The organism is Streptomyces sp. NBC_00190 (genome assembly GCF_036203305.1).
In the GTDB taxonomy this organism is placed as follows: Bacteria; Actinomycetota; Actinomycetes; order Streptomycetales; family Streptomycetaceae; genus Streptomyces.
On record NZ_CP108131.1, the window covers coordinates 5,478,463 to 5,500,919 of the forward strand.

The following is a 22,457-nucleotide window of genomic DNA, read 5'->3' on the forward strand; positions in this document are numbered from 1 at the left end:
CGCCGCGGATGGTGCTCAGGACTCGGATCGGGATTCGGCTTCGGCCACTGCGATGGCGATCCCCAGAGCCTCCGTGATGTGGGTGGCCGCGGACATGACGCGGGCGGTGCCCACGATCGGCGCGATGGCCACCAGGACGTCCTGGAGCTTCTGTGCGTCCACGCCGGATTCCATGGCGGGGCCGGCGTGGGCGACGTAGGACATCGCGGGCGCGTCCATGGCGACGAGCGCGGCGATGCGGGTGAGGATGAGGGTGTCCGCGGACAGGCCGCACCGCTCGAGCGAGTCGAGCGTCATGGCGGCGAGGGTGTCGAGGACAGGAGTGTCGGACGCAGACGTCATGCGGTTCATCTCCTGACGGGATCGGGGGGCTGACGCCGTCAGTGGAGGGGAACCGGGTTCTCCTGCGGCGTATCCCTGTCCATCGACCTTAGGAACATTTCGGACTGTGCGCATCCCGGGGTTCAGCACCCGCTCTGGTGCGCGATGTCCACGACGAACCGCTCCGGCGAGTGCAGGGAGAAGGTGCGGTAGTACGGGACCGTGTCGAAGGCGGCGCCGAAGGTCACGTACCCCTCGAAGTCGCCGGTCAGGGCGAGGCCCTTGAGCTTGCTGAGGTTGATCTTCTGGAGCGCGGGCCCCTGGTAGGTGCTGTGGCCCGCGTCGTCGTGGGCGGCGGCGGGGTTGAGGCGGATCTCCAGGAAGTACTTCCCGGCCAGCGGCACGGGCTTGCCGGACCCGTCGTAGAACAGGTGCGGGACGGAGGTGACGCTCACCCCGGGGGCGAACCCCCGCAGGTCGATGACGATCCGGTCGTAGGTGGGGTGCCCGCCCCAGCGGGCGTTGACGACGAGCGGTGTCTGGATCTGCGTCTGGGTCCGGGTCCGGGCGGCGATGGCGGCCGAGGCCGGCGCGGCGGACGAGAGCCCGGCGGCGAGCAGGGCGCCGGAGGCCAGGGCCACGATCCGGCGGAAGGTCGGGTGGATCATGACGTCCCCTCGATTCTCGGGAGGCGGGGACTTGTGACACAGCCTAGGACGCCGTAGCGGACCCAGTAGTTCCACTTCTCCTTCCGCAATTCCTCCGGTACGCAACTCCCCTTGGTGGCAGGCTGGTTGAGTGGAATCCGACCCGCTCGACACAGGAGAGAACCGGATGCGCCGACGCCGTCTTACGCGCCGTGGAACGGTCGCCGTGGCTCTCGTCCTGGCGGCCACCGCCTGCGGCGGCGACGCGGACCGAGAGGTCTCGCAGGAGGGCAAGGGCGGCTACCACTGGGCGGCCACGGACGAGATCTGCAACGTGCTGCCCTACGGCGAGCTCGCCGACCCGCTGGGTGCGCGCGAGGAGGCCGCGGACCGGATCAAGCGGTCCGGTGGGGGCGCCCCGGGCGTCAAGTGCGAACAGCCGCTCGTCGAGTCCGGCCCGGCGAAGTACGGCAGCGTCAAGGTCGAGCTGGACCTCGCCTACACCGAGAGCGTCGACTTCGCGAAGGACGTCTTCGCCAGGGGCCGGGAGGACACGGTCAAGGCCATGCCGGACAGCGGCCTCACCGAGGTGAAGGGCGTCGGTAAGGAGGCCTACCGGTTCGCCTACGACAAGCCGACCGAGCTGCGCCAGGTCCGTGAGCTGCGCCTGCGGGACAGCAACCTGATGATCGACGTGACGGTCACGGCCGAAGCGCGCACCCAGCCCACCCCCGAGAGCCTGAAGGCGTACGACGCGTCGGTGGACGACTTCGCCAAGGGCGTCCTCAAGGCCCTGCGCCGCGGACAGTGAAGCGGACGGCGCCGCGGACGGCGCCGGACAGCGCGCAGGGCCCGGCGCGTGCTTGAGTTCTAGTGGTCGTCGCAACACCCCAGCTCAGGGGATGCGATGGACTTCGAGGTTCGGGCGGATCGACGGCCACAGGGACGCAAGAAGTTGAGCCGCGAGCGGGAGACATACCTTCTGCTCGTGGATCAAGGGACTTCTCACCTGGACGCCTGCGGGATCGTTGGCATCAACGACGGGACAGGCAGGCGATGGCGTAACGGCCGGCAGGCGTCCGGGAAGAACAAGGCGGCACCGCCTCTCGTGGAAACGGGGCCGTGGCGGTACACCGAGGCCCCAGAGCCGGCGGCCGCCCAGGAGCCCGAGGACGACGCTCCTTCGCGCTACCTGCGCGAGGCGGACCGGATCCACGTAGCCGACCGCCTCCGGGAGAAGGCGTCAGTCCGCACGATCGCTGCCGAGCTGGGACGCAGCCCGTCCACCATCAGCCGGGAGATCCGCCGCAACCGCACGGTCCTGCCCAGCGGCCAGTGGTACTACCGACCGCATGCGGCCCACCGGCGAGCAATTCGGCGACGGCCTCGGCCGAAGGTCGGCAAGATCGGCCAGAACCCGGAGCTCCGTGACTTCGTCCAGCATCACCTGACCCTGCGCTGGAGTCCCGAGCAGATCTGCCACGCTCTGCGCAGACGCTTCCCCGCCCGGCCGGAGATGCACGTGGTTCACGAGACGATCTACCGCCTTCGCCGTGGAGCGGGTGACGGGAATCGAACCCGCGCTCTGAGCTTGGGAATCACCGGGCCGTCACGGAGGGGGTTGACGCTGACCAGCGCAAACGGCCTCTGGTGATTAATCGCGAGGCGTCGCGCTTGACTGCTCTTGACTGCTGGGATCCGCTCGTTCTGGCACGGATGTGGCACGGGCTTCCATCCGCTCTGACGGGTCGCGTCACCGACCCCGCACCCGATAACACTGTCACCCGAATGGCCCAACATGACGTGCCACCCACATGGGTGAAGATCAAGCTGGCTAGTGCCCCAACCGAGGCAATCTGTGAAAGGCGAACCAAATGCGCATTCGACGAATCCTCGCCGCAGTCTTCGCCACGGCAGCCCTCGCCGGACTCGGCCTCACAGGCGCCGCCACCGCCACCGCCACCGCCGGCAGCGTCACCCCGGCCAGCGTCACCCCGGGTGAGTGCACGGACAACGGCGGAACGATCGATCGGTCGACGCCCGTGCTCCCGACCTGCAGGGGCGGTATGTACGACGGGCAGACGGTCGACTAAACCCCACTAGGCCCGTTGCGAAAGTGGATCGTCGCCCCGCAGCCACGCGTTGCGGGGCGACTCCCTCGCGAGCGTTCTCCCTCGGCTGACGGCTCAACGTACCTGGGAGGCGTGACGATCGCACACGAGCCAGATGAGGTCGGCGGGAGCGGCTTTGGGCTGGAGCTGCCATGGGGCGAGAGATTGGGGCCCGTACGCTGGTCGCGAATCGGGCAGTCTCCAGGGCAGCAGCCTGTCCGGCCACACCCGGGACCACCTCGACGCAGTCGCTGCCGAACTCAACAGCCGCCCACGCAAGACGCTCGGCTGGGAAACCCCAGCCGAGCGCCTGTCTAAACTGCTCGCCACCACGCGTCGGTGATCACGTGTTGCAACGACCTCTGGAATTCGCCGTGCGCCGGGCCCTGCGCGTCACCTGCCGTGGATCAGCACTCGATGACGTTGACCGCGAGGCCGCCGCGGGCGGTCTCCTTGTACTTCACCTTCATGTCCGCACCGGTCTCCTTCATGGTCTTGATGACCTTGTCGAGGGAGACCTTGTGGCTGCCGTCGCCGCGCATGGCCATCTTGGCCGCCGTGACGGCCTTGACCGCCGCCATGCCGTTGCGCTCGATGCAGGGGATCTGGACGAGGCCGCCGACCGGGTCGCAGGTCAGGCCCAGGTTGTGTTCCATGCCGATCTCGGCCGCGTTCTCGACCTGCTCCGGGGTGCCGCCCAGGACCTCGGCCAGCGCGCCGGCCGCCATCGAGCAGGCCGAGCCCACCTCGCCCTGGCAGCCGACCTCGGCGCCGGAGATCGAGGCGTTCTCCTTGAAGAGCATGCCGATCGCGCCCGCGGCGAGGAGGAAGCGGACCACGCCGTCCTCGTCCGCGCCCGGCACGAAGTTCACGTAGTAGTGCAGGACGGCGGGCAGGACCCCGGCCGCGCCGTTGGTGGGCGCGGTGACGACCCGGCCGCCCGCCGCGTTCTCCTCGTTGACCGCCATCGCGTAGATCGTCGTCCACTCGCTGCGGTGCATCATCGGGTCGCCCTCGGTGCGCAGCTGGCGCGCCGTGGAGGCGGCGCGGCGCTTGACGCGCAGGCCGCCCGGGAGGATGCCCTCGCGGGACATGCCGCGGGCGACGCACGACTGCATGACGCGCCAGATCTCCAGCAGGCCCTCGCGGATCTCCTCCTCGGTGCGCCAGGCCTTCTCGTTCTCCATCATCAGGGAGGAGATCGACAGGCCGGTCTCGTTCGCCAGGCGCAGCATCTCGTCGCCGGAGCGGAAGGGGTACTTCAGCACCGTGTCGTCGAGCTTGATCCGGTCCTCGCCGACCGCGTCCTCGTCCACGACGAAGCCGCCGCCGACGGAGTAGTAGGTCTTCTCCAGCAGCGGGGCGCCGGTGTCGTCGTACGCGAAGAGCGTCATGCCGTTCGCGTGGTACGGCAGGGAGCGCCGGCGGTGCAGGATCAGCTGGGTCGGCTCGTCGAAGGCGATCTCGTGGCCATCGCCTATCTCCGTGCCGAGGAGGCGCAGGCGGCCGCTCTTGCGGATGCGCTCGACCTCGTCGTCGGCCGTCTCGACGTTCACGGTGCGGGGGGAGTGGCCCTCCAGACCCAGCAGGACCGCCTTGGGAGTGCCGTGGCCGTGGCCGGTCGCGCCGAGGGAGCCGAACAGCTCGGCACGGACGGACGCGGTCTGGGCGAGGACACCGTCCTTCTTGAGCCGCGTCACGAACATGCGCGCGGCACGCATCGGGCCGACCGTGTGGGAGGAGGACGGGCCGATGCCGATGGAGAAGAGGTCGAAGACGGAGATGGCCACTGGCGGACTCCCTTGTCTGCTCGTGGGGTGGAGGGGGCGGGAGATGTGGATTGTTCGGATTTTGTCCGACAGACGAGCTTAACGCGGTGAAATGAACGGCTCGTCTGCCGGAAAGGGACGGAGGGGGGTCACGCGGGTGTCACTCATGCTCCCGCACACACCGGCCTGTGCGGCCATGGGCCGCGTCCGCCCCGTCCTCGGCCATGAGAAGGGCCCGGCCTCTGCACCAGCGAGGCCGGGCCCTCCCCGTGCCGACTAGAGCGACGGGTACAGCGGGAACTTCGCGGCGAGCGCCGAGACGCGCGCCTTGAGGCCCTCGGAGTCGTACGTCGGCTTCAGCGCCTGCGCGATGATCTCGGCGACCTCGGTGAAGGCCTCGGCGTCGAAACCGCGGGTGGCGAGCGCCGGCGTACCGATCCGCAGACCCGAGGTGACCATCGGGGGCCGCGGGTCGTTCGGGATGGCGTTGCGGTTGACCGTGATGCCGACCTCGTGGAGGCGGTCCTCGGCCTGCTGGCCGTCCAGCTCGGAGTTGCGCAGGTCGACCAGGACCAGGTGCACGTCGGTGCCGCCGGTGAGGACGTCCACGCCCACGGCCTTGACGTCGTCCTGGACCAGGCGGGCGGCGAGGATCTTCGCGCCCTCCAGGGTGCGCTCCTGGCGCTCCTTGAACTCGGGTGAGGCGGCGACCTTGAAGGAGACGGCCTTGGCCGCGATCACGTGCTCCAGCGGACCGCCCTGCTGACCCGGGAAGACCGCGGAGTTGATCTTCTTGGCCAGCTCCTGCGTCGACAGGATGACACCGCCGCGCGGACCGCCGAGGGTCTTGTGCGTGGTGGTGGTGACGACGTGGGCGTGCGGCACCGGGTTCGGGTGCAGACCCGCGGCGACCAGGCCCGCGAAGTGCGCCATGTCGACCATCAGGTACGCGCCGACCTCGTCCGCGATGCGGCGGAAGGCGGCGAAGTCCAGCTGGCGCGGGTAGGCGGACCAGCCCGCGACGATCAGCTGCGGCTTGGACTCCTTGGCGAGGCGCTCGACCTCGGCCATGTCGACCTCGCCGGTCTCGTCGACGTGGTACGGGACCACGTTGTAGAGCTTGCCGGAGAAGTTGATCTTCATGCCGTGGGTCAGGTGACCGCCGTGGGCCAGGTTCAGGCCCATGATCGTGTCGCCCGGCTTCAGCAGCGCGAACATCGCGGCTGCGTTCGCCTGCGCGCCCGAGTGGGGCTGCACGTTCGCGTGCTCGGCACCGAACAGCGCCTTGATGCGGTCGATCGCGATCTGCTCGACCACGTCGACGTGCTCGCAGCCGCCGTAGTAGCGGCGGCCGGGGTAGCCCTCGGCGTACTTGTTGGTCAGGACCGAGCCCTGGGCCTCCATGACGGCGACCGGAGCGAAGTTCTCCGACGCGATCATTTCGAGGGTGGACTGCTGGCGCACGAGCTCGGCGTCGACGGCTGCGGCGACGTCGGGGTCGAGCTCGTGGAGAGGGGTGTTCAGTACGGACATCAGGATCCCCTGGGGTCAGTTACCGGCGGTGAGCTGGGTGTACTCCTCGGCGGAGAGCACGTCCTTGGGCTCCTCCGAGATGCGCACCTTGAACAGCCAGCCGCCCTCGAAGGGAGCGGAGTTCACCAGGGCCGGGTCGTCGACGACGTCCTGGTTGAACTCGACGATCTCGCCGGAGACGGGGGAGTACAGGTCGCTGACCGACTTCGTCGACTCCAGCTCGCCACAGGTCTCGCCCTCGGTGACGGTCTCGCCGACCTCGGGGAGCTGGGCGTAGACGACGTCACCGAGCGCGTTGGCCGCGAACTCCGTGATGCCGACCGTCGAAACGCCGTCAACGGCGTCCGACAGCCACTCGTGCTCCTTGGTGTAACGCAGCTGCTGGGGGGTGCTCATGACCTGATTCTCCTGGATGCGGGGGAGTGGATACGAACTGTGGTCTTGGGTACTGAGACGGCGCCGTACGGATGTCCGTACGACTGCCTGCGCGCCGGGTCGTGCGAAGTGTTACTTCTGCCGCTTGTAGAAGGGCAGGGCCACGACCTCGTACGGCTCATGCGTACCGCGAATGTCGACGCCGACACCGGAGGTGCCGGGCGCGGCGTGCGCCGCGTCCACGTACGCCATCGCGATCGGCTTGCCGAGCGTCGGGGACGGGGCACCGGAGGTGACCTCGCCGATGACCTGTCCGTCGGCCACGACCGGGAAGCCGGCGCGCGGCACGCGGCGGCCCTCGGCGATCAGGCCGACCAGCTTGCGCGGCGGGTTCGTGGCGGCGCGCTCGGCGGCGGCCTCCAGCGCGGCGCGGCCGACGAAGTCCCCCTCCTTCTCGAACTTCACGACCCGGCCCAGCCCCGCGTCGAAGGGGGTGAGGGAGGTGGTCAGCTCGTGCCCGTACAGCGGCATGCCCGCCTCCAGGCGCAGCGTGTCGCGGCAGGACAGCCCGGCCGGGACCAGGCCGACGCCCTCGCCCGCCTTGGTCAGCGCCTGCCACAGCTCCACGGCGTGCTCGGGGGAGACGAACAGCTCGAAGCCGTCCTCGCCGGTGTAGCCCGTACGCGCGATCAGCGCCGGCACCCCGGCCACGGTGCCCGGCAGGCCGGCGTAGTACTTCAGCCCGTCCAGGTCGGCGTCGGTGAGGGAGGCGAGGATGCCGGGGGACTCCGGGCCCTGCACCGCGATCAGCGCGTACGCGTCGCGGTCGTCGCGGACCTCGGTGTCGAAGCCGGCGGCGCGCTCGGTCAGGGCGTCGAGGACGACCTGGGCGTTGGAGGCGTTGGCGACGACCATGTACTCGGTCTCGCCGAGGCGGTAGACGATCAGGTCGTCGACGATGCCGCCGTCTTCCTGGCAGATGTGCGTGTAGCGGGCGCGGCCGACGCCGACGGTGGAGATGTTGCCGACCAGCGCGTAGTCCAGGGCCTTGACGGCCTCCGGGCCGGTCAGGGTGATCTCGCCCATGTGGGACAGGTCGAAGAGACCGGCCTTGGTGCGTACGGCGTTGTGCTCGTCGCGCTCGCTCGCGTACCGCAGCGGCATGTCCCAGCCCGCGAAGTCGGTCATGGTCGCACCGAGGGAACGGTGCAGCGCATCGAGGGCGGTCAGACGGGGGGCAGTGCTCATGGGTGTGGCTCCCGAGTCCCAGGGCATGACATGACGAGGAGGGTCCTCCCCATCTGTCATCGGAACCTGAGAGGTTCGCCGAGAGTTCCTGGTTGCCCGGGATCTTCGGCTTGCACCTTGGGTGGAGCTGTCGGACAGCTCGCTTTTCAGATCTGCCTCATCCACGCGGTACGGGGCCTGAGAGATTCAAGGGAGGTTCTTGCTCCTTCGGCGCCCGCGCACGGCCTTGCGGCGTGCCGGGACTCTCCCGCGCGGATTCAAGCGGCCGGTATGCAGTTGGTCCAGATGGCGCACATCATTGCACGCCACCGCCGTGATCGGGGGTGGGGCCCCGAAAGTTCGTGCGGCACTCGAGCGGCCCGACCGGAACCGGGGCTGCCGGATTACCGTCTCTTTACACTCAGTGGGCAAGGGTCCTGGTGACCCGATTCGGGGGAGGCGATCACTGTGCGGAGATTCGTAGGTGTGGCGGCCGGGGCGACCGTCGACGCGGTGCCCGCGCAGCGGGGTGCGCGCGTGCGGAGCGGGCCGGCCGGTCCCGTCCGTGACCTCCGCGGCCCGGGGGTGCGCGGCCCGCAGCGCCTCGCCTTCGCCGCGGGCGACATCGTCGTGGTGTCCGGCCTGCCCGGCGGCGGCAAGAGCACGCTGATCAAGCGCGTGGCGGCCGGGGGCGGGGCCATCGACTCCCAGGACACCCGTGAGCGCTGGGAGCGGCGGATGCCGCGGACCCTGCCGTACGCGGTCTACCGGCCGCTGGTGCGCGGTGCCCACTACTGGGGCCTGTGGAGGGCCCTGCGCTCCGGCGCCTCGGTGATCGTCCACGACTGCGGAACGCAGAGCTGGGTACGGGGCCTGCTCGCGGCGGCCGCCCGCCGCCGGGGACGGGCGCTGCACCTGCTCCTGCTGGACAGCAGCCCCGCGGAGGCCCTGGCCGGGCAGACGGCGCGGGGGCGCCGCGTGTCGGCGTACGCCTTCGCCCGCCACCGGGGCGCGGTGACCCGCCTGCTGCGCGCCGCGGAGGCCGGCCACCCGCCCGCGGGCTGCGCCTCGGCGACCCTTCTGGACCGCGCGTCCGCCTCCGCGGTGACGAGGATCGTGTTCCACCCGTAACCGCCGGGTGCGGCGCGATCCGGCCCCGGCAGCGGCGCCGCACCCCGGGCCGATAACCTCGGCGACGACGATCCGCGGAACCAACGGAGGCACACGCACATGCAGGGCAGCGGCTGGCCGGAGAATGAGCTGGAGCAGGTGCTCGGGGCGGCGCTCGGGCAGCCGGACGCGGGCGGGCGGATCCTGGAAGTGCTCGGGCGCAGCCAGGTGTGGGTGCCGCTGCCCGGCGGCGGCGGGCAGGACTCGGCCTCCCTGGACCTGCCCACGATGGACATCGGCGGGGCGGCGTACGTCCCGGTCTACAGCTCCGAGGCCCAGTTCCTCGCCTGCGTCGGCCCCGGCACGGACTTCGCGGTGGCCCCCGCCGTCGAGTTCGCCCGCGGCCTGCCCCCGCAGCTGGGCATCGCGCTCAACCCCGAGGGCGCCGTCGGCGTCCCCCTGCCCCCGCCCGCCGTCGCGGAGCTGTGCCGCACGGGCCGGACCCCGCTCGACGGCCCGTCCACCGGCGGCCGGGTGCGGCTCTACGAGCCCGACTGGCAGGAGGACCCGGTGGACTTCCTGGCCGCCGCCGCCGAGGAGTTCCGCGCCACCGGCGTGGTCGCCGCCGCACACCGCTGCCTCGCCAGCGTCGAGGGCGGGGAGCCGCAGCTGTTCATCGGTGTCCGACTGGTGGGATGGGAGGCCGATATGCGAAACGCCCCGATGGAGGCCCTCGGCCGGGCCCTGACCCGCGTACCGGCGCCCTGGCCCGTGCAGTTGATCCTCCTCGACGCCGCCCAGGACCCGGTCACAGAGTGGATTCGTGAGCGCGTACGCCCCTTCTACCTCCCATAGGGCCGCTTAAGCTGTTGGTACGCGTGGACGACGGGCGGACGAAGAGGGGTACCGGGTGAGTGCGTCAGGCACGGCCGCGGCCGGGCAGGTCGAGCACATGCTCCGCCAGGTGACTCCCGGGCGGTATGAGAGTTACGAGTCGCTTCTGCACGCCCTCGCCGAGGGCCGGCTGTGGATGCTCCTCTGGCAGGGACAGCCGGGCTCCCCGGACGCCCAGTACGGCGGCATGGAGGTCGAGAGCCTCGGGTACGCGCCCTGCGTGACCTCCCCGCAGGAACTGGCCGCCAGCGGCTGGAACCGGGGCTACGAGGTGGTCACCGGGCGGGACATCGCCCGCGCGCTCTATCCGGACCGCTGGGGCCTGTGGCTCAACCCGCACGCCCAGGGCGGCGGCCTCGGCATCCCCTGGGCCGACCTGCGCCGGATCGCGACCGGTCTGGACCGGATGCCGGCCGGGCCGTTGCGGCTGTCCGAGCCCGCCATCGAGCTCCCGCAGTTCTACGGGCTGCTGACCCAGCACGCGCACCGCACCCCGGCCGTCCGGTCGCTGCGCCGCGCGTGGGTGCAGCCCGCGCTCGGGTCCCCGTACCTCGCGATCGGGCTCGACCTGTACGACGCCTCCGCGCCCGCGCTGGAATCCGTACGGGAGATGATGCGCCAGTCGGTCGGCGTGGTCCCCGAGGGCGTCCCGGTGTGCACGGTCGCGCTGGCGGACGAGCACGACCCCGTCGCGATGTGGCTGCGCGCGCAGACCCGTCCCTTCTACGACCGCGAGGGCCAGGCGCCGCCCTACTGACCGGCGCCGTCCGACCGCTCCCGTTCCGATCCCCAGACATCCGCATATCGAGACATCTGTGTCGAAGGCCGCACCGGACCCCATCGGTGCGGCCTTCGGCGTATCCGCCGACTCCACCCAAGAACCGTGCCTGAAATGGCAGTTGGGCCGGATGTCCGTTCCGCGCCGAAGGGGAGGTGTTTCACCGCTCAACAGGGCGCGCGGTTCGGATAACGGAAGGTGTAGACGCAGATCACGGTTGCGCATCACATCACCGGGAGGTCTGGCGGCCGCTTGAGCGCCCGATGAAGACTCCCCACCCAAGAGCCCGGTCAGTCCTTCGACACCCGGCTCGGCATGTGCACTTCGCTTGTTGTTCGGCACGGCAATTCCCGCAGTTCCTGCACTTCACACGCGTCCTGTGTGTCCCACGCACTCCAAGCGCCACTCCGCACCAACGCCGCCACAGCGGCGGGCATGGGCCGGCCACCCGTCGGCCGAGAGGGGTCCCCACCACGATGACGGCACCACTGCATGACACGAGCGCGGAAACACCCGCACCTGTGTCCGTAGCCGACGTCCCAGCCAAGGCCATCGAAGGCCGCTCGCCCGGCCGCATCGCCTGGATGCGGCTCAAGCGCGACAAGATCGCGCTGACCGGCGGCGTGGTCGTGATCCTCCTGATCCTGGTGGCGGTCTTCGCGCCGCAGATCGTGAGCCTGCTGGGCCACCCGCCCAACGAGTTCCACGAGGACCTGATCGACCCGGACCTGGGCACGCCGCTCGGTTCCTTCGGCGGCATGAGCTCCGACTTCCTGATGGGCGTCGAACCCACCAACGGGCGCGACGTGTTCAGCCGGATCGTCTTCGGCGCCCGGATCTCGCTGGTCGTCGCCTTCCTGGCGGCCTTCGTTTCGGTCGTCATCGGCAGCCTGCTCGGCGCGCTCGCCGGGTTCCTCGGCGGCTGGGTCGACGGCCTCATCAGCCGCACGATGGACCTGCTGCTGGCCTTCCCGCAGCTGCTGTTCACCATCGCCCTGGTCTCCGTGGTCCCCAACTCCCTCTGGGGGTTTGAGGGTTCGGGTGTCCGCATGGGCGTACTGATCGTCGTCATCGGCTTCTTCGGATGGCCGTACATCGGCCGCATCGTCCGGGGCCAGACGATCTCCCTGCGGGAACGCGAGTACGTCGAGGCCGCGCGCAGTCTCGGGGCGGGCCGCGGCTACATCCTGATCAAGGAGCTGCTGCCCAACCTGGTCGCACCGATCCTCGTCTACGCGACGCTGATCATCCCGACCAACATCCTGACGGAAGCGGCCCTCAGCTTCCTCGGCGCCGGGGTCAAGCCGCCCACGGCCTCCTGGGGAAAGATGCTGTCCGACGCCGTCCCCATCTACCAGGACGACCCCATGTACATGGTGGTCCCCGGTATGACGATCTTCATCACCGTCCTGGCGTTCAACCTCTTCGGGGACGGGCTGCGTGACGCACTCGACCCCAAGGGCAACTGAACCGCTGTATCGATTCACCCACCATGGAGGTTGGACAACCGTGATCCGCAGAAAGCAGGCATTCGCGATCACCGCCGTGATCGCCGCCCTGTCGCTGACCGCCGCGTGCGGTGGCGACGACGGCAAGAAGAGCGAGGGGAAGGGCAACGGTGCCGCCGCGTTCAACGCCGCCACCACCGGAGTCGTCAACCCGTCGGACGCCAAGGGCGGAGAGCTCAAGCTCTGGTCGCCGCAGGACGTCGACTACCTCGACCCGGCGCGTGCCTACTACGGCTTCGTCTGGAACATGCAGCGCCTGTACGTACGCCAGCTGCTCGCATACGACAGCAAGCCGGGCAAGGACGGCACCAAGCTGGTCCCGGACCTCGCCGAGGCCCTGCCGGTCCTGAGCAACGACGGCAAGACCTACACGCTCAAGCTCAAGGACGGCGTGAAGTTCGAGGACGGTACGCCGATCACCTCGAAGGACATCAAGTACGGCGTCGAGCGCAACTTCGCGCAGGACGTGCTGTCCGGCGGCCCGACCTACCTGATCGACCTGCTCGACCAGGGCCAGAAGTACCCGGGCCCGTACAAGGACACCGACCCCAACAAGATGGGTCTGAAGTCCGTCGAGACGCCGGACGACAAGACGATCGTCTTCAACCTGGCGAGCGCCAACTCCGACTTCAGCTACCTGCTGGCCATGCCGTCCTCCTCGCCGGTCCCGGCGGCCAAGGACACGGGCGCCACCTACACCAACAAGCCGGTCTCCACCGGCCCGTACAAGGTGGAGAGCTTCACCGCCGGCAAGGGTGCCACCTTCGTCCGCAACGAGAACTGGGACCCGAAGACCGACACGATCCGCAAGGGTCTGCCGGACAAGGTCTCCTTCACGGTGACGACCAACCCGGACGACATGGACCAGCGCCTGCTGTCGGGTGACATCGACCTCGCGGTCGACGGTACCGGCGTCCAGCAGGCCGCGAAGAACAAGATCATCAAGGACGAGAAGCTCAAGGCGAACGCGGACAACCCGTTCACGGGCTACATCCGCTACTTCGTCTTCCCGCAGACCGTCGCGCCGTTCGAGAACATCGAGTGCCGCAAGGCCGTCATCTACGCGGCCGACCCGAAGTCCCTGCAGACCGCCCGCGGCGGCCCGACCAGCGGTGACCTCGGCGCCAACATGCTGCCGCCCGGTATCCCCGGCTCGGACAAGTCCTACGACCCCTTCGGTCTGACGAAGGGCGAGCCGCAGGAGGCCAAGGCCAAGGAGGCCCTGAAGGCCTGTGGCAAGCCGGACGGCTTCGAGACCACGATCGCCGTGCGCAACAACCGCGCTCCCGAGGTGAAGACCGCCGAGTCCCTCCAGGCGGCGCTCGCCAAGGTCGGCATCAAGGCGACGATCGACCAGTACGACGGCAAGCTCTCCTCCTCCACGATCGGTTCGCCCGAGAACGTGAAGAAGAAGAACTACGGCATCATCGTCATGGGCTGGGGCGCCGACTACAACTCCGGCGCGGGCTTCCTGCAGCCGCTGGTCGACGGATCGTTCATCCAGCCGAACGGCAACAACAACTACTCGATGCTCGACGACGCCGAGGTCAACGGCCTCTTCGACAAGGCCGCCTCCGCCGCCACGCCGGAAGCCGCCGCGCCGTTCTACACGGACATCAACAAGAAGATCATGGAGAAGGCGCTCTACCTGCCGATCAACTTCGACAAGGCCTTCGTCTACCACAACCCGCGTCTGACCAACGTCTACTTCAACGACTCCATGGGCAAGATCGACCTTGCCACCGTGGGTATCGCCGCCAAGTAGTCCGGTCCGGTGCAGGGAATCAACCCAGCACGCAAGTAAGTAAGTGCCTTCACCGCACATGCGCTAGTCCGAAGGGCAGGTGAAGGCCGCAGGCGGTGGCCGCCGTCCCCACAAGGGGCGGCGGCCACCCGCCCCGGGCGGCCGACTGCAGTGCTCGTCTACCTCATACGGCGGCTGTTCAACGTCGCCGCCACGCTGCTGGTGGTCTCCGTGGTCACCTTCGGCATCTTCTTCGCGGTCCCGAAGCTGACCGGCAGCGATCCCGCGCTCATGTACGCCGGACGCGAGACCAATGAGACCGCCCTGGCGGGCATCCGCGTGAAGATGGGCTTCGACAAGCCCATCTCCGAGCAGTACCTGCTCTTCCTCAAGGGCATCTTCACCGGCCGTGACTACGACGGCGGCTCCGACGTCACGCACTGTGCGGCGCCGTGCTTCGGGTACTCCTTCAAGACCGACGCGCCCGTCTGGGAGACGATGCTCGACCGCATGCCGGTCACGCTCTCGCTCGCCCTCGGTGCGGCCTTGATCTGGGTGATCGCCGGTGTGGCCACCGGTGTGATCTCGGCGCTCAAACGCAGGACCGCCATCGACCGAACCGTCATGGTCGGCGCGCTCGCCGGTGTCTCCCTGCCGATCTTCTTCACCGGCATGGTGGCCCCCGCGATCTTCGTCTACAGTCTCGGCTGGCTGGACGTGTCCAACTACAAACCCCTGACCGAGGATCCAGGAGCCTGGCTCAACAGCCTGATCCTGCCCTGGGTCACCCTGGCCTTCCTCTTCGCCGCCACCTACGCCCGCATCACCCGCGCCACGATGCTGGAGGTCCTCGGCGAGGACTACATCCGCACGGCCCGCGCCAAGGGGCTCAAGGAGGGCGTGGTCATCCGCAAGCACGCCCTGCGCTCCACGCTCACCCCGATCGTCACGATGTTCGGCCTCGACCTCGGCGGACTCCTCGGCGGTGCGGTGCTCACCGAGACGACTTTCAACTTCCAGGGTCTGGGAACGGCGGCCGTTGCCGCCATCGGCGCCGGCGACCTCCCCGTGATCATGGGAGTCACCCTGATCGCCGCGTTGTTCGTGGTGATGGCCAACCTGATCGTGGACCTGCTGTACGCCGTCATCGACCCGCGCGTGAGGCTGACGTGACCGAGAACCCCACCACCGGCTCCGGCGAGCCCGATGACCGCGAACCCGTCGTCGGCGGGCCCGCGTTCATCCCCGAGCAGGCCGGGCCGCCCAAGGACGGCGCCTTCCTCTCCGTGCGCGACCTGAAGGTGCACTTCCCGACCGACGACGGTCTCGTCAAGTCCGTCGACGGGCTCTCCTTCGACCTGGAGCGCGGCAAGACCCTCGGCATCGTCGGCGAGTCCGGCTCCGGCAAGTCGGTGACCTCGCTGGCGATCATGGGCCTGCACCGCACCGGCAACGCGCGCAGCCGCCCCCACATCTCGGGCGAGGTCGTGCTCGACGGCGAGGACCTGGTACGGGCCGACGCGGACCACGTGCGCAAGCTCCGCGGGCGCAAGATGGCCATGGTCTTCCAGGACCCGCTGTCCGCGATGCACCCGTACTACTCGGTCGGCAAGCAGATCATCGAGGCGTACCGGACCCACCAGGACGTCGACAAGAAGACGGCGCGCAAGCGGGCCGTCGAGATGCTCGACCGTGTGGGCATCCCGGAGCCGCACCGGCGCGTGGACGCGTACCCCCACGAGTTCTCCGGCGGCATGCGCCAGCGCGCGATGATCGCGATGGCCCTGGTCAACAACCCCGAGCTGCTCATCGCGGACGAGCCGACCACCGCCCTGGACGTCACCGTCCAGGCGCAGATCCTGGACCTGATCCGCGATCTGCAGAAGGAGTTCGGCTCCGCGGTCATCATGATCACGCACGACCTCGGCGTGGTCGCCGAGATGGCCGACGACATCCTCGTCATGTACGGCGGCCGGTGCGTCGAGCGGGGCACCGCCGAGAAGGTCTTCTACGAGCCGCGCCACCCGTACACCTGGGGCCTGCTCGGCTCGATGCCGCGCATCGACCGCGACCAGACCGAGCGCCTGATCCCGGTCAAGGGCTCGCCGCCCAGCCTCATCAACATCCCCAGCGGCTGTGCCTTCAACCCGCGCTGCCCGTACGCCGACATCCCCAAGGGCGGCATCACCCGCACCCAGCGGCCCGAGCTGACCCAGGACGACAGCCGGCACTGGTCCGCCTGCCACATGTCGCAGGAGGAGCGGACCCGGATCTGGACCGAAGAGATTGCGCCGAAGCTGTGACCGACATGAAGAAGACCGGCGCGGCGGAGGCCTCTGAGCAGGCCTCCGAGAAGGCGCCCGCGGAAACGCTGCTGAAGGTGACCGGCCTGGTCAAGCACTTCCCCATCAACAAGGGGCTGCTGCGCCGGCAGGTCGGGGCCGTCAAGGCCGTCGACGGGATCGACTTCGAGGTCCGTCGCGGCGAGACGCTGGGCGTGGTCGGCGAGTCCGGCTGCGGCAAGTCGACCATGGGCCGGCTGATCACGCGGCTGCTCGAACCGACCGGCGGAACGGTCGAGTTCGAGGGCAAGGACATCACGCACCTCGGGGTGGCGGGCATGCGGCCGCTGCGCCGCGATGTGCAGATGATCTTCCAGGACCCGTACGGCTCGCTGAATCCGCGGCACACGGTCGGCACGATCGTCGGCGCCCCGTTCAAGCTGCAGGGGGTCAACCCGGAGGGCGGTCTCAAGGCCGAGGTGCAGCGGCTGCTGTCGCTGGTCGGCCTGAATCCGGAGCACTACAACCGCTACCCGCACGAGTTCTCCGGCGGCCAGCGCCAGCGCATCGGCATCGCCCGGGCCCTGGCCCTGAAGCCGAAGCTGGTCGTCGCCGACGAGCCGGTCTCGGCGCTGGACGTGTCGATCCAGGCCCAGGTGGTGAACCTGCTGGACGACCTCCAGGAGGAGCTCGGCCTGACGTACGTGATCATCGCGCACGACCTGTCGGTCATCCGGCACGTCTCCGACCGCATCGCGGTGATGTACCTCGGCAAGATCGTGGAGCTGACGGACCGCAAGTCGCTCTACGAGAACCCGATGCACCCGTACACCAAGGCCCTGCTGTCGGCCGTGCCGGTGCCCGACCCGAGGCGGCGGGGCGCGGCGACCGGCCGCATTCTGCTCAAGGGCGACGTGCCGTCGCCGATCTCCCCGCCGACCGGCTGCCGCTTCCACACGCGGTGCTGGAAGGCGACGCAGATCTGCACGACGCAGGAACCGCCGATGCTGGCGCTGAAGACCGGCCACCAGGTGGCCTGCCACCACCCGGAGAACGCCCCCGACCAGGCTCCGGGCGACCAGCCCCTGCCGGGCGCGGCGGACGCGGTGGCCACGGTCTCGGAGTAACGGCCGAAGGTGTGGGCGGGGCCGGATGCGCGCGGCGGCGCGCATCCGGCCCCGTCGGCGTTCGCGGCGGTAGCGGGCGCAGCCCCGGATCCTGAAGCCGCACCGGCCAGGGGCCCGCAGCCGGGCGGAGCCGCCCGGCAGGCGACAATGGCCCGGTGTCCCACGATCTCTTCCCGCCCGGGATCCAGCATGCCCTGGACCTCGCCGGCATCTTCGTCTTCGCCACCGCGGGCGCCCTGCTCGCCGTCCGCAAGAACTTCGACGTCTTCGGCATCGCCGTTCTCGCGCTGGTCACCGCCCTCGGCGGCGGCCTCTTCCGTGACCTCGTCATCGGCGCCGTCCCGCCGGCCGCCTTCGGCGAGCTCAGCTTCTTCGTCACGCCGCTGATCGCCGCCGCGCTCGTCTTCTTCCTCCACCCCGAGGTCCAGCGGATCAACCGGGCCATCAACGTCTGCGACGCCGCCGGCCTCGCGCTGTTCTGCGTGACGGGCACCACCAAGGCGTACGAGTACGGCCTCGGCCTCACCGCGTCCGCCGCGCTCGGCCTGGCCACGGCCGTCGGCGGCGGCGTACTGCGCGACGTACTCGCCAACGAGGTGCCCTCGCTGCTGCGCGACCGCGAGATGTACGCCGTGCCCGCCACGGTCGGCGCCGCTATGGTCGCCGTCTTCATCGCCCTGGAGTCCCTCAACGCCTTCACCACCGGCCTGGCGATCGTCACCACATTCGTTCTGCGCCTCCTCGCCATGCGCTACCACTGGCGGGCGCCGCTGGCCTGGAACCGTCGGTCGTCGGTGGCCGAAGAGCCGTAACAATAGAAAGCTACCGCTTAGTAGCTTCACGGTGTACCGTCGTTTTCATGTCAAACGCAGCTGCCCAGGCAACCATCGGCGACAGCGAGTTCGACCGCGACACCACGATCACCGCGCGCGCGGGCGAGCCCGGGGTGTACGACGCGGAGCTCTCCGCCGGGTGGACGATCATCACCGCCGTCAACGGCGGCTACCTGCTGGCCCTGGTCGGCCGGGCCCTGTCGGCGGCCCTCCCGCACCCGGACCCCTTCACCGTCTCCGCGCACTACCTGACCTCCTCCGTGCCCGGCCCCGCCGTGATCCGCACGCAGGTCGTACGGGTCGGCCGGACCCTCTCGACCGGCCAGGCCTCGCTGTTCCAGTACGACGAGAGCGGCGCCGAGATCGAGCGCATCCGCGTCCTCGCCTCCTACGGCGACCTCTCGTCCCTGCCGGACGACGTGCGGACGGTGGCCACGGCGCCCGTCATGCCGGCCTACGAGGACTGCCTCGGCGCGGAAGCCGGACCGGCCCCGATCCCCGGGAGCTCCGAGATCGTCGACCGGCTGCGGCTGCGGCTGGACCCCGCGACCGCGGGCTGGGCCGTCGGCGCTCCCTCGGGCAAGGGCGAGATGCGGGCCTGGTTCGAGCTGGCCGACGGCCGTGACGCCGACCCGCTGTCCATGCTCCTCGCCGTCGACGCGCTGCCGCCCACCGCCTTCGACCTGGGGCTGATCGGCTGGGCGCCGACCGTGGAACTCACCACGCACATCCGCCGCCGCCCGGCCCCGGGCCCGCTGCGCGTCGCCATCACCACGCGCAACCTGGCCGGCGGCTTCCTGGAGGAGGACGCCGAGGTCTGGGACTCGGCGGACCACCTGGTCGCCCAGTCCCGCCAGCTGGCCCGCGCCCCGCGCCAGTCCTGACACCTTCTCGACGCGCCCCCGCGCCCCCCTCGCACCGCTCGGCCCCGGAGGGCTTCGGGGGCGCGGCGACGGACTCCGTCGGCCGATCCTCGGCCGGGGGCCCGCGGGCCCCACGGGGCCCCGGCGGCCCCGAAGCGGCCGGCCTGACGGGACCGCGGCGCGGGAGGGTGCCGCCGCACTCGTAGAATCGGGGGATCATGGCCTACCTCGACCACGCCGCCACCACCCCGATGCTGCCGGAGGCCGCCGCGGCGATGACCGCGCAGTTCGCCGCCACGGGGAACGCGTCCTCCCTGCACGCCGCCGGCCGCCGGGCCCGCCGCACCGTCGAGGAGGCCCGCGAGGCCTTCGCCGACGCGATCGGCGCCCGTCCGAGCGAGGTGGTCTTCACCGCCGGCGGTACGGAGGCCGACAACCTCGCCGTCAAGGGCCTCTACTGGGCCCGCCGCGACGCCGACCCCGCCCGGACCCGGGTCCTGGCCAGCCCCGTCGAGCACCACGCCGTGCTCGACGCGGTCCACTGGCTCGCCGAGCACGAGGCCGCCCAGGTCGAGTACCTGCCGGTGGACCACTACGGGCGCGTGCACGCCGACGCCTTCCGCGAGGCCGTCGAGCGCAACCCCGACGACGTGGCCCTGGCCACCGTCATGTGGGCCAACAACGAGATCGGCACCGTCATGCCGGTCCGCGAACTGGCCGCCGTCGCGGGGGAGTACGGGATCCCGCTGCACTCCGACGCCGTGCAGGCCTTCGGGCAGCTCGACGTCTCCTTCGGCGACAGCGGCCTCGCCGCCATGACCGTCAGTGGGCACAAGGTCGGCGGCCCGTACGGCATCGGCGCGCTGCTGCTGGGCCGCGACCAGAGTCCCGTGCCCGTACTGCACGGAGGCGGCCAGGAACGGCACGTCCGCTCCGGCACCCTCGACGTGCCCGCCATCGCCGCCTTCGCGGTCGCCGCCGTCCTCGCCGCCGAGCGGCGCGAGCGGTTCGCCGCCGAGATCGGCGCACTGCGGGACGAGCTGGTCGCCGCCGTCCGCGCGGCCGTGCCGGACGCCGTCCTCGGCGGAGACCCCGACGACCGGCTCCCGGCCAACGCCCACTTCAGCTTCCCCGGCTGCGAGGGCGACTCCCTGCTGCTGCTGCTCGACGCCCAGGGCATCGAGTGCTCGACGGGCTCGGCCTGCACCGCCGGGGTGGCCCAGCCGAGCCACGTCCTGCTGGCCGCGGGCACCGACCCCGAACTGGCCCGGGGCACCCTGCGCTTCTCCCTCGGCCACACCTCCACCAAGGACGACATCGCAGCCCTGGCCGCAGCCATCGGCCCGGCCGTCGAACGCGCCCGTACGGCAGGCCTCAGCTAGGGCTCAGCGGGGGGCCGCCGCGAGTTCCGATCGGACCAGCCCCAGGTAGCGGTCCCAGTCCCAGTGGCTGCCCGGGTCCGTGTGGTCGGCGCCCGGGACCTCGGAGTGGCCCAGGATGTGCGTACGGTCCACGGGTATGTCGTACCTGCGGCAGATGTCGGCGGCCAGCCGGGCCGAGGCCGCGTACATCGCGTCCGTGAAGTCCTGCGGCCGGTCCACGAAGCCCTCGTGCTCGATGCCCACACTGCGCTCGTTCATCTTGCGGTTGCCCGAGTGGAAGGCGACGTCCAGCTCGCGCACCATCTGCTCGACATGGCCGTCCTGGGCCACTATGTAGTGGGCCGACGCTTGGTGCCACGGGTTCTTGAAGGCGTCCACCGAGGACGCGAAGCTGCCCTGCGTGACATGGATGACGATCCGGTCCACCGGGTAGTCGTCGGGCCGGTCCGCCAGCCGCCAGTTCGCCGGCGAGGCCGCCGTCCAGCCCACGCCCGGATGGTCCACCGCGCCCTCTTTTCGCGGCTTGCCCACCCCTGGCAGGAGCCACCAGGCGCGCTGCAGCTCGTCACGGCCGGCGATCGCCGCCACCGTGAAGATCCCCAGACCCCCGAACAGCACCGCCCGGCGCGTCCTGCGCGGCGCCGGCTTCGGTGCTCCGTCGACCTTTCCGCCCTTGCTCCCCATGTGATCCACCCCCCGTACCCCGATAACGCGCTGTGACCCCGCTCGGTTCCCCGTACTCTGGACGGTGCTATGACTGAGAACCTGCCGCGCACCGCCCGCCCCCTTCGCGTCCTCGCCGCCATGTCCGGCGGTGTCGACTCCGCCGTCGCCGCAGCCCGCGCGGTCGAAGCCGGGCACGACGTGACCGGCGTCCACCTGGCGCTCTCCGCGAACCCGCAGTCCTTCCGGACCGGAGCCCGCGGCTGCTGCACCATCGAGGACTCCCGCGACGCCCGCCGCGCCGCGGACGTCATCGGCATCCCCTTCTACGTCTGGGACCTCGCCGAGCGCTTCCGCGAGGACGTGGTCGAGGACTTCATCTCCGAGTACGAGGCCGGGCGCACGCCCAACCCCTGCCTGCGCTGCAACGAGAAGATCAAGTTCGCCGCGCTGCTCGACAAGGCCCTCGCCCTCGGCTTCGACGCCGTCTGCACCGGCCACTACGCCACCGTCGTCCTGAACGAGGACGGCACGCGCGAGCTGCACCGCGCCTCCGACATGGCCAAGGACCAGTCGTACGTCCTCGGCGTCCTGGACGAGAAGCAGCTCGCCCACGCCCTCTTCCCGCTCGGCGACACCCTCACCACCAAGGAAGAGATCCGCGCCGAGGCCGAGGAGCGGGGCCTGGCCGTGGCGAAGAAGCCCGACAGCCACGACATCTGCTTCATCGCCGACGGCGACACCCAGGGCTTCCTCGCGAACCGCCTCGGCAAGGCCGAGGGCGACATCGTCGACGAGGCGACCGGCGAGAAGGTCGGCACCCACGAGGGCGCCTTCGGCTTCACCATCGGCCAGCGTAAGGGCCTGCGCATCGGCCACCCCGCCCCCGACGGCAAGCCGCGCTACGTCCTCGACATCTCGCCGGTGAACAACACCGTCACCGTCGGCCCCGTCGAGGCCCTCGACGTCACCGCCCTGACCGCGATCCGCCCCCGCTGGTGCGGATCCACGGCCGCCGCCGCGGGCACCTACACCGCCCAGCTGCGCGCCCACGGCGGCGAGACCGAGGTCTTCGCCGAGCTCGTGGACGGCGAGCTGCACGTCTCCTTCACCGAACCGGTCCGCGGCGTGGCCCCCGGCCAGGCGATCGTCCTCTACGACGGCACCCGCGTGGTGGGCTCCGCCACCATCGCCACGACCACTCGGGCCGCGGCCGCCGCCGTGTGAGCCCCGCCCCGGGTGCGGGAGCGGGGCGACCCGGACGCGAAGGTGGAAGTGGGGGACGCCGGG

21 protein-coding genes, 1 pseudogene and 1 riboswitch are annotated in these 22,457 nt (G+C 70.3%); of the genes and pseudogenes, 15 read left to right on the forward strand and 7 right to left on the reverse strand.

What is annotated here, in order from left to right; all coding sequences use genetic code 11:
• Window positions 1–15: 15 nt before the first annotated feature.
• Together OG429_RS26560 and OG429_RS26565 are read right to left on the reverse strand one after the other, a co-directional pair.
• Entirely contained in the window at window positions 16–342 is a 327-nt protein-coding gene (locus tag OG429_RS26560; RefSeq protein WP_328927766.1) for a carboxymuconolactone decarboxylase family protein, read from the reverse strand.
• Window positions 343–464: 122 nt separating this feature from the next.
• A complete protein-coding gene (locus tag OG429_RS26565) occupies window positions 465–989 on the reverse strand; it encodes an AMIN-like domain-containing (lipo)protein (protein WP_328927767.1) in 525 nt (174 codons plus the stop codon).
• A gap of 205 nt (window positions 990–1,194) precedes the next feature.
• Here OG429_RS26565 and OG429_RS26570 point away from each other — a divergent pair, with 205 nt between their 5' ends.
• The 3 genes and pseudogenes from OG429_RS26570 to OG429_RS26580 all read left to right on the forward strand — a co-directional run bounded on the left by OG429_RS26570 (window position 1,195) and on the right by OG429_RS26580 (window position 3,061).
• Window positions 1,195–1,779: a hypothetical protein gene (locus tag OG429_RS26570; protein WP_328927768.1), complete on the forward strand. Its 585-nt coding sequence runs from the start codon at window positions 1,195–1,197 to the stop codon at window positions 1,777–1,779.
• 96 nt (window positions 1,780–1,875) lie between these two features.
• A pseudogene (locus OG429_RS26575) lies at window positions 1,876–2,586 on the forward strand (transposase); the annotation flags it as partial.
• A 256-nt stretch (window positions 2,587–2,842) separates the two neighbouring features.
• Entirely contained in the window at window positions 2,843–3,061 is a 219-nt protein-coding gene (locus OG429_RS26580; RefSeq protein ID WP_328927769.1) for a hypothetical protein, read from the forward strand.
• A 425-nt stretch (window positions 3,062–3,486) separates the two neighbouring features.
• Here OG429_RS26580 and OG429_RS26585 read toward each other — a convergent pair whose 3' ends face one another.
• The 4 genes from OG429_RS26585 to gcvT form a co-directional block, all read right to left on the reverse strand.
• Complete coding sequence (locus tag OG429_RS26585) at window positions 3,487–4,869, reverse strand: L-serine ammonia-lyase (RefSeq protein ID WP_328927770.1); 1,383 nt, start codon at window positions 4,867–4,869, stop codon at window positions 3,487–3,489.
• A 255-nt stretch (window positions 4,870–5,124) separates the two neighbouring features.
• Window positions 5,125–6,381 (reverse strand): serine hydroxymethyltransferase, encoded by a 1,257-nt coding sequence (gene glyA / locus OG429_RS26590; RefSeq protein ID WP_328927771.1) that lies wholly within the window; start codon window positions 6,379–6,381, stop codon window positions 5,125–5,127.
• Window positions 6,382–6,396: 15 nt separating this feature from the next.
• The gene (gcvH, locus tag OG429_RS26595) at window positions 6,397–6,777 is read right to left on the reverse strand and encodes a glycine cleavage system protein GcvH (RefSeq protein WP_328927772.1); all 381 of its coding nucleotides are present in this window, start codon (window positions 6,775–6,777) and stop codon (window positions 6,397–6,399) included.
• Between the two features lie 111 nt (window positions 6,778–6,888).
• Window positions 6,889–8,004 carry a glycine cleavage system aminomethyltransferase GcvT gene (gcvT, locus tag OG429_RS26600; protein ID WP_328927773.1) on the reverse strand — a complete coding sequence of 372 codons (1,116 nt, stop codon included), beginning with the start codon at window positions 8,002–8,004 and terminating at the stop codon, window positions 6,889–6,891.
• Window positions 8,005–8,160: 156 nt separating this feature from the next.
• A riboswitch (glycine riboswitch) is annotated at window positions 8,161–8,264 on the reverse strand.
• A gap of 181 nt (window positions 8,265–8,445) precedes the next feature.
• Here gcvT and OG429_RS26605 point away from each other — a divergent pair.
• From OG429_RS26605 to OG429_RS26655, 11 genes are all read left to right on the forward strand, one after another.
• Window positions 8,446–9,114 carry an AAA family ATPase gene (locus OG429_RS26605; protein WP_405681349.1) on the forward strand — a complete coding sequence of 223 codons (669 nt, stop codon included), beginning with the start codon at window positions 8,446–8,448 and terminating at the stop codon, window positions 9,112–9,114.
• 99 nt (window positions 9,115–9,213) lie between these two features.
• Window positions 9,214–9,948 carry an enhanced serine sensitivity protein SseB gene (locus OG429_RS26610; protein WP_328927775.1) on the forward strand — a complete coding sequence of 245 codons (735 nt, stop codon included), beginning with the start codon at window positions 9,214–9,216 and terminating at the stop codon, window positions 9,946–9,948.
• A 55-nt stretch (window positions 9,949–10,003) separates the two neighbouring features.
• Entirely contained in the window at window positions 10,004–10,744 is a 741-nt protein-coding gene (locus tag OG429_RS26615) for an enhanced serine sensitivity protein SseB C-terminal domain-containing protein (protein ID WP_328927776.1), read from the forward strand.
• 497 nt (window positions 10,745–11,241) lie between these two features.
• Window positions 11,242–12,234, forward strand: a complete 993-nt coding sequence (locus OG429_RS26620) for an ABC transporter permease (protein ID WP_328927777.1) — start codon at window positions 11,242–11,244, stop codon at window positions 12,232–12,234.
• A gap of 40 nt (window positions 12,235–12,274) precedes the next feature.
• On the forward strand, window positions 12,275–14,038 hold the full coding sequence (locus OG429_RS26625; protein ID WP_328927778.1) for an ABC transporter substrate-binding protein: 1,764 nt from the start codon (window positions 12,275–12,277) through the stop codon (window positions 14,036–14,038).
• Between the two features lie 150 nt (window positions 14,039–14,188).
• On the forward strand, window positions 14,189–15,190 hold the full coding sequence (locus OG429_RS26630; RefSeq protein ID WP_328927779.1) for an ABC transporter permease: 1,002 nt from the start codon (window positions 14,189–14,191) through the stop codon (window positions 15,188–15,190).
• Between the two features lie 68 nt (window positions 15,191–15,258).
• Window positions 15,259–16,320: an ABC transporter ATP-binding protein gene (locus tag OG429_RS26635; RefSeq protein WP_328930433.1), complete on the forward strand. Its 1,062-nt coding sequence runs from the start codon at window positions 15,259–15,261 to the stop codon at window positions 16,318–16,320.
• A 5-nt stretch (window positions 16,321–16,325) separates the two neighbouring features.
• A complete protein-coding gene (locus OG429_RS26640) occupies window positions 16,326–17,426 on the forward strand; it encodes an ABC transporter ATP-binding protein (protein ID WP_328930434.1) in 1,101 nt (366 codons plus the stop codon).
• Between the two features lie 155 nt (window positions 17,427–17,581).
• Window positions 17,582–18,238: a trimeric intracellular cation channel family protein gene (locus tag OG429_RS26645; RefSeq protein WP_328927780.1), complete on the forward strand. Its 657-nt coding sequence runs from the start codon at window positions 17,582–17,584 to the stop codon at window positions 18,236–18,238.
• 47 nt (window positions 18,239–18,285) lie between these two features.
• Complete coding sequence (locus tag OG429_RS26650) at window positions 18,286–19,143, forward strand: thioesterase family protein (protein WP_328927781.1); 858 nt, start codon at window positions 18,286–18,288, stop codon at window positions 19,141–19,143.
• Window positions 19,144–19,340: 197 nt separating this feature from the next.
• Entirely contained in the window at window positions 19,341–20,504 is a 1,164-nt protein-coding gene (locus OG429_RS26655) for a cysteine desulfurase family protein (RefSeq protein ID WP_328927782.1), read from the forward strand.
• Window positions 20,505–20,507: 3 nt separating this feature from the next.
• On the opposite strand, the gene OG429_RS26660 is transcribed toward OG429_RS26655, so the two are convergent.
• Window positions 20,508–21,188, reverse strand: coding sequence for an N-acetylmuramoyl-L-alanine amidase (locus OG429_RS26660; protein ID WP_328927783.1), 681 nt, complete (start codon window positions 21,186–21,188; stop codon window positions 20,508–20,510).
• Between the two features lie 69 nt (window positions 21,189–21,257).
• Between OG429_RS26660 and mnmA the strand changes: the two genes are divergently transcribed.
• Window positions 21,258–22,394 carry a tRNA 2-thiouridine(34) synthase MnmA gene (mnmA, locus tag OG429_RS26665; protein WP_328927784.1) on the forward strand — a complete coding sequence of 379 codons (1,137 nt, stop codon included), beginning with the start codon at window positions 21,258–21,260 and terminating at the stop codon, window positions 22,392–22,394.
• Window positions 22,395–22,457: the final 63 nt, after the last annotated feature.

Coding starts and splice junctions, on each gene's coding strand:
- OG429_RS26640 (WP_328930434.1), top strand. CDS start 16,326: ATGAAGAAGACCGGCGCGGCGGAGGCCTCTGAGCAGGCCTCCGAGAAG.
- OG429_RS26620 (WP_328927777.1), top strand. CDS start 11,242: ATGACGGCACCACTGCATGACACGAGCGCGGAAACACCCGCACCTGTG.
- gcvT (WP_328927773.1), bottom strand. CDS start 8,004: ATGAGCACTGCCCCCCGTCTGACCGCCCTCGATGCGCTGCACCGTTCC.
- OG429_RS26580 (WP_328927769.1), top strand. CDS start 2,843: ATGCGCATTCGACGAATCCTCGCCGCAGTCTTCGCCACGGCAGCCCTC.
- OG429_RS26560 (WP_328927766.1), bottom strand. CDS start 342: ATGACGTCTGCGTCCGACACTCCTGTCCTCGACACCCTCGCCGCCATG.
- gcvH (WP_328927772.1), bottom strand. CDS start 6,777: ATGAGCACCCCCCAGCAGCTGCGTTACACCAAGGAGCACGAGTGGCTG.
- OG429_RS26650 (WP_328927781.1), top strand. CDS start 18,286: ATGTCAAACGCAGCTGCCCAGGCAACCATCGGCGACAGCGAGTTCGAC.
- OG429_RS26565 (WP_328927767.1), bottom strand. CDS start 989: ATGATCCACCCGACCTTCCGCCGGATCGTGGCCCTGGCCTCCGGCGCC.
- mnmA (WP_328927784.1), top strand. CDS start 21,258: ATGACTGAGAACCTGCCGCGCACCGCCCGCCCCCTTCGCGTCCTCGCC.
- OG429_RS26610 (WP_328927775.1), top strand. CDS start 9,214: ATGCAGGGCAGCGGCTGGCCGGAGAATGAGCTGGAGCAGGTGCTCGGG.
- OG429_RS26655 (WP_328927782.1), top strand. CDS start 19,341: ATGGCCTACCTCGACCACGCCGCCACCACCCCGATGCTGCCGGAGGCC.
- glyA (WP_328927771.1), bottom strand. CDS start 6,381: ATGTCCGTACTGAACACCCCTCTCCACGAGCTCGACCCCGACGTCGCC.
- OG429_RS26660 (WP_328927783.1), bottom strand. CDS start 21,188: ATGGGGAGCAAGGGCGGAAAGGTCGACGGAGCACCGAAGCCGGCGCCG.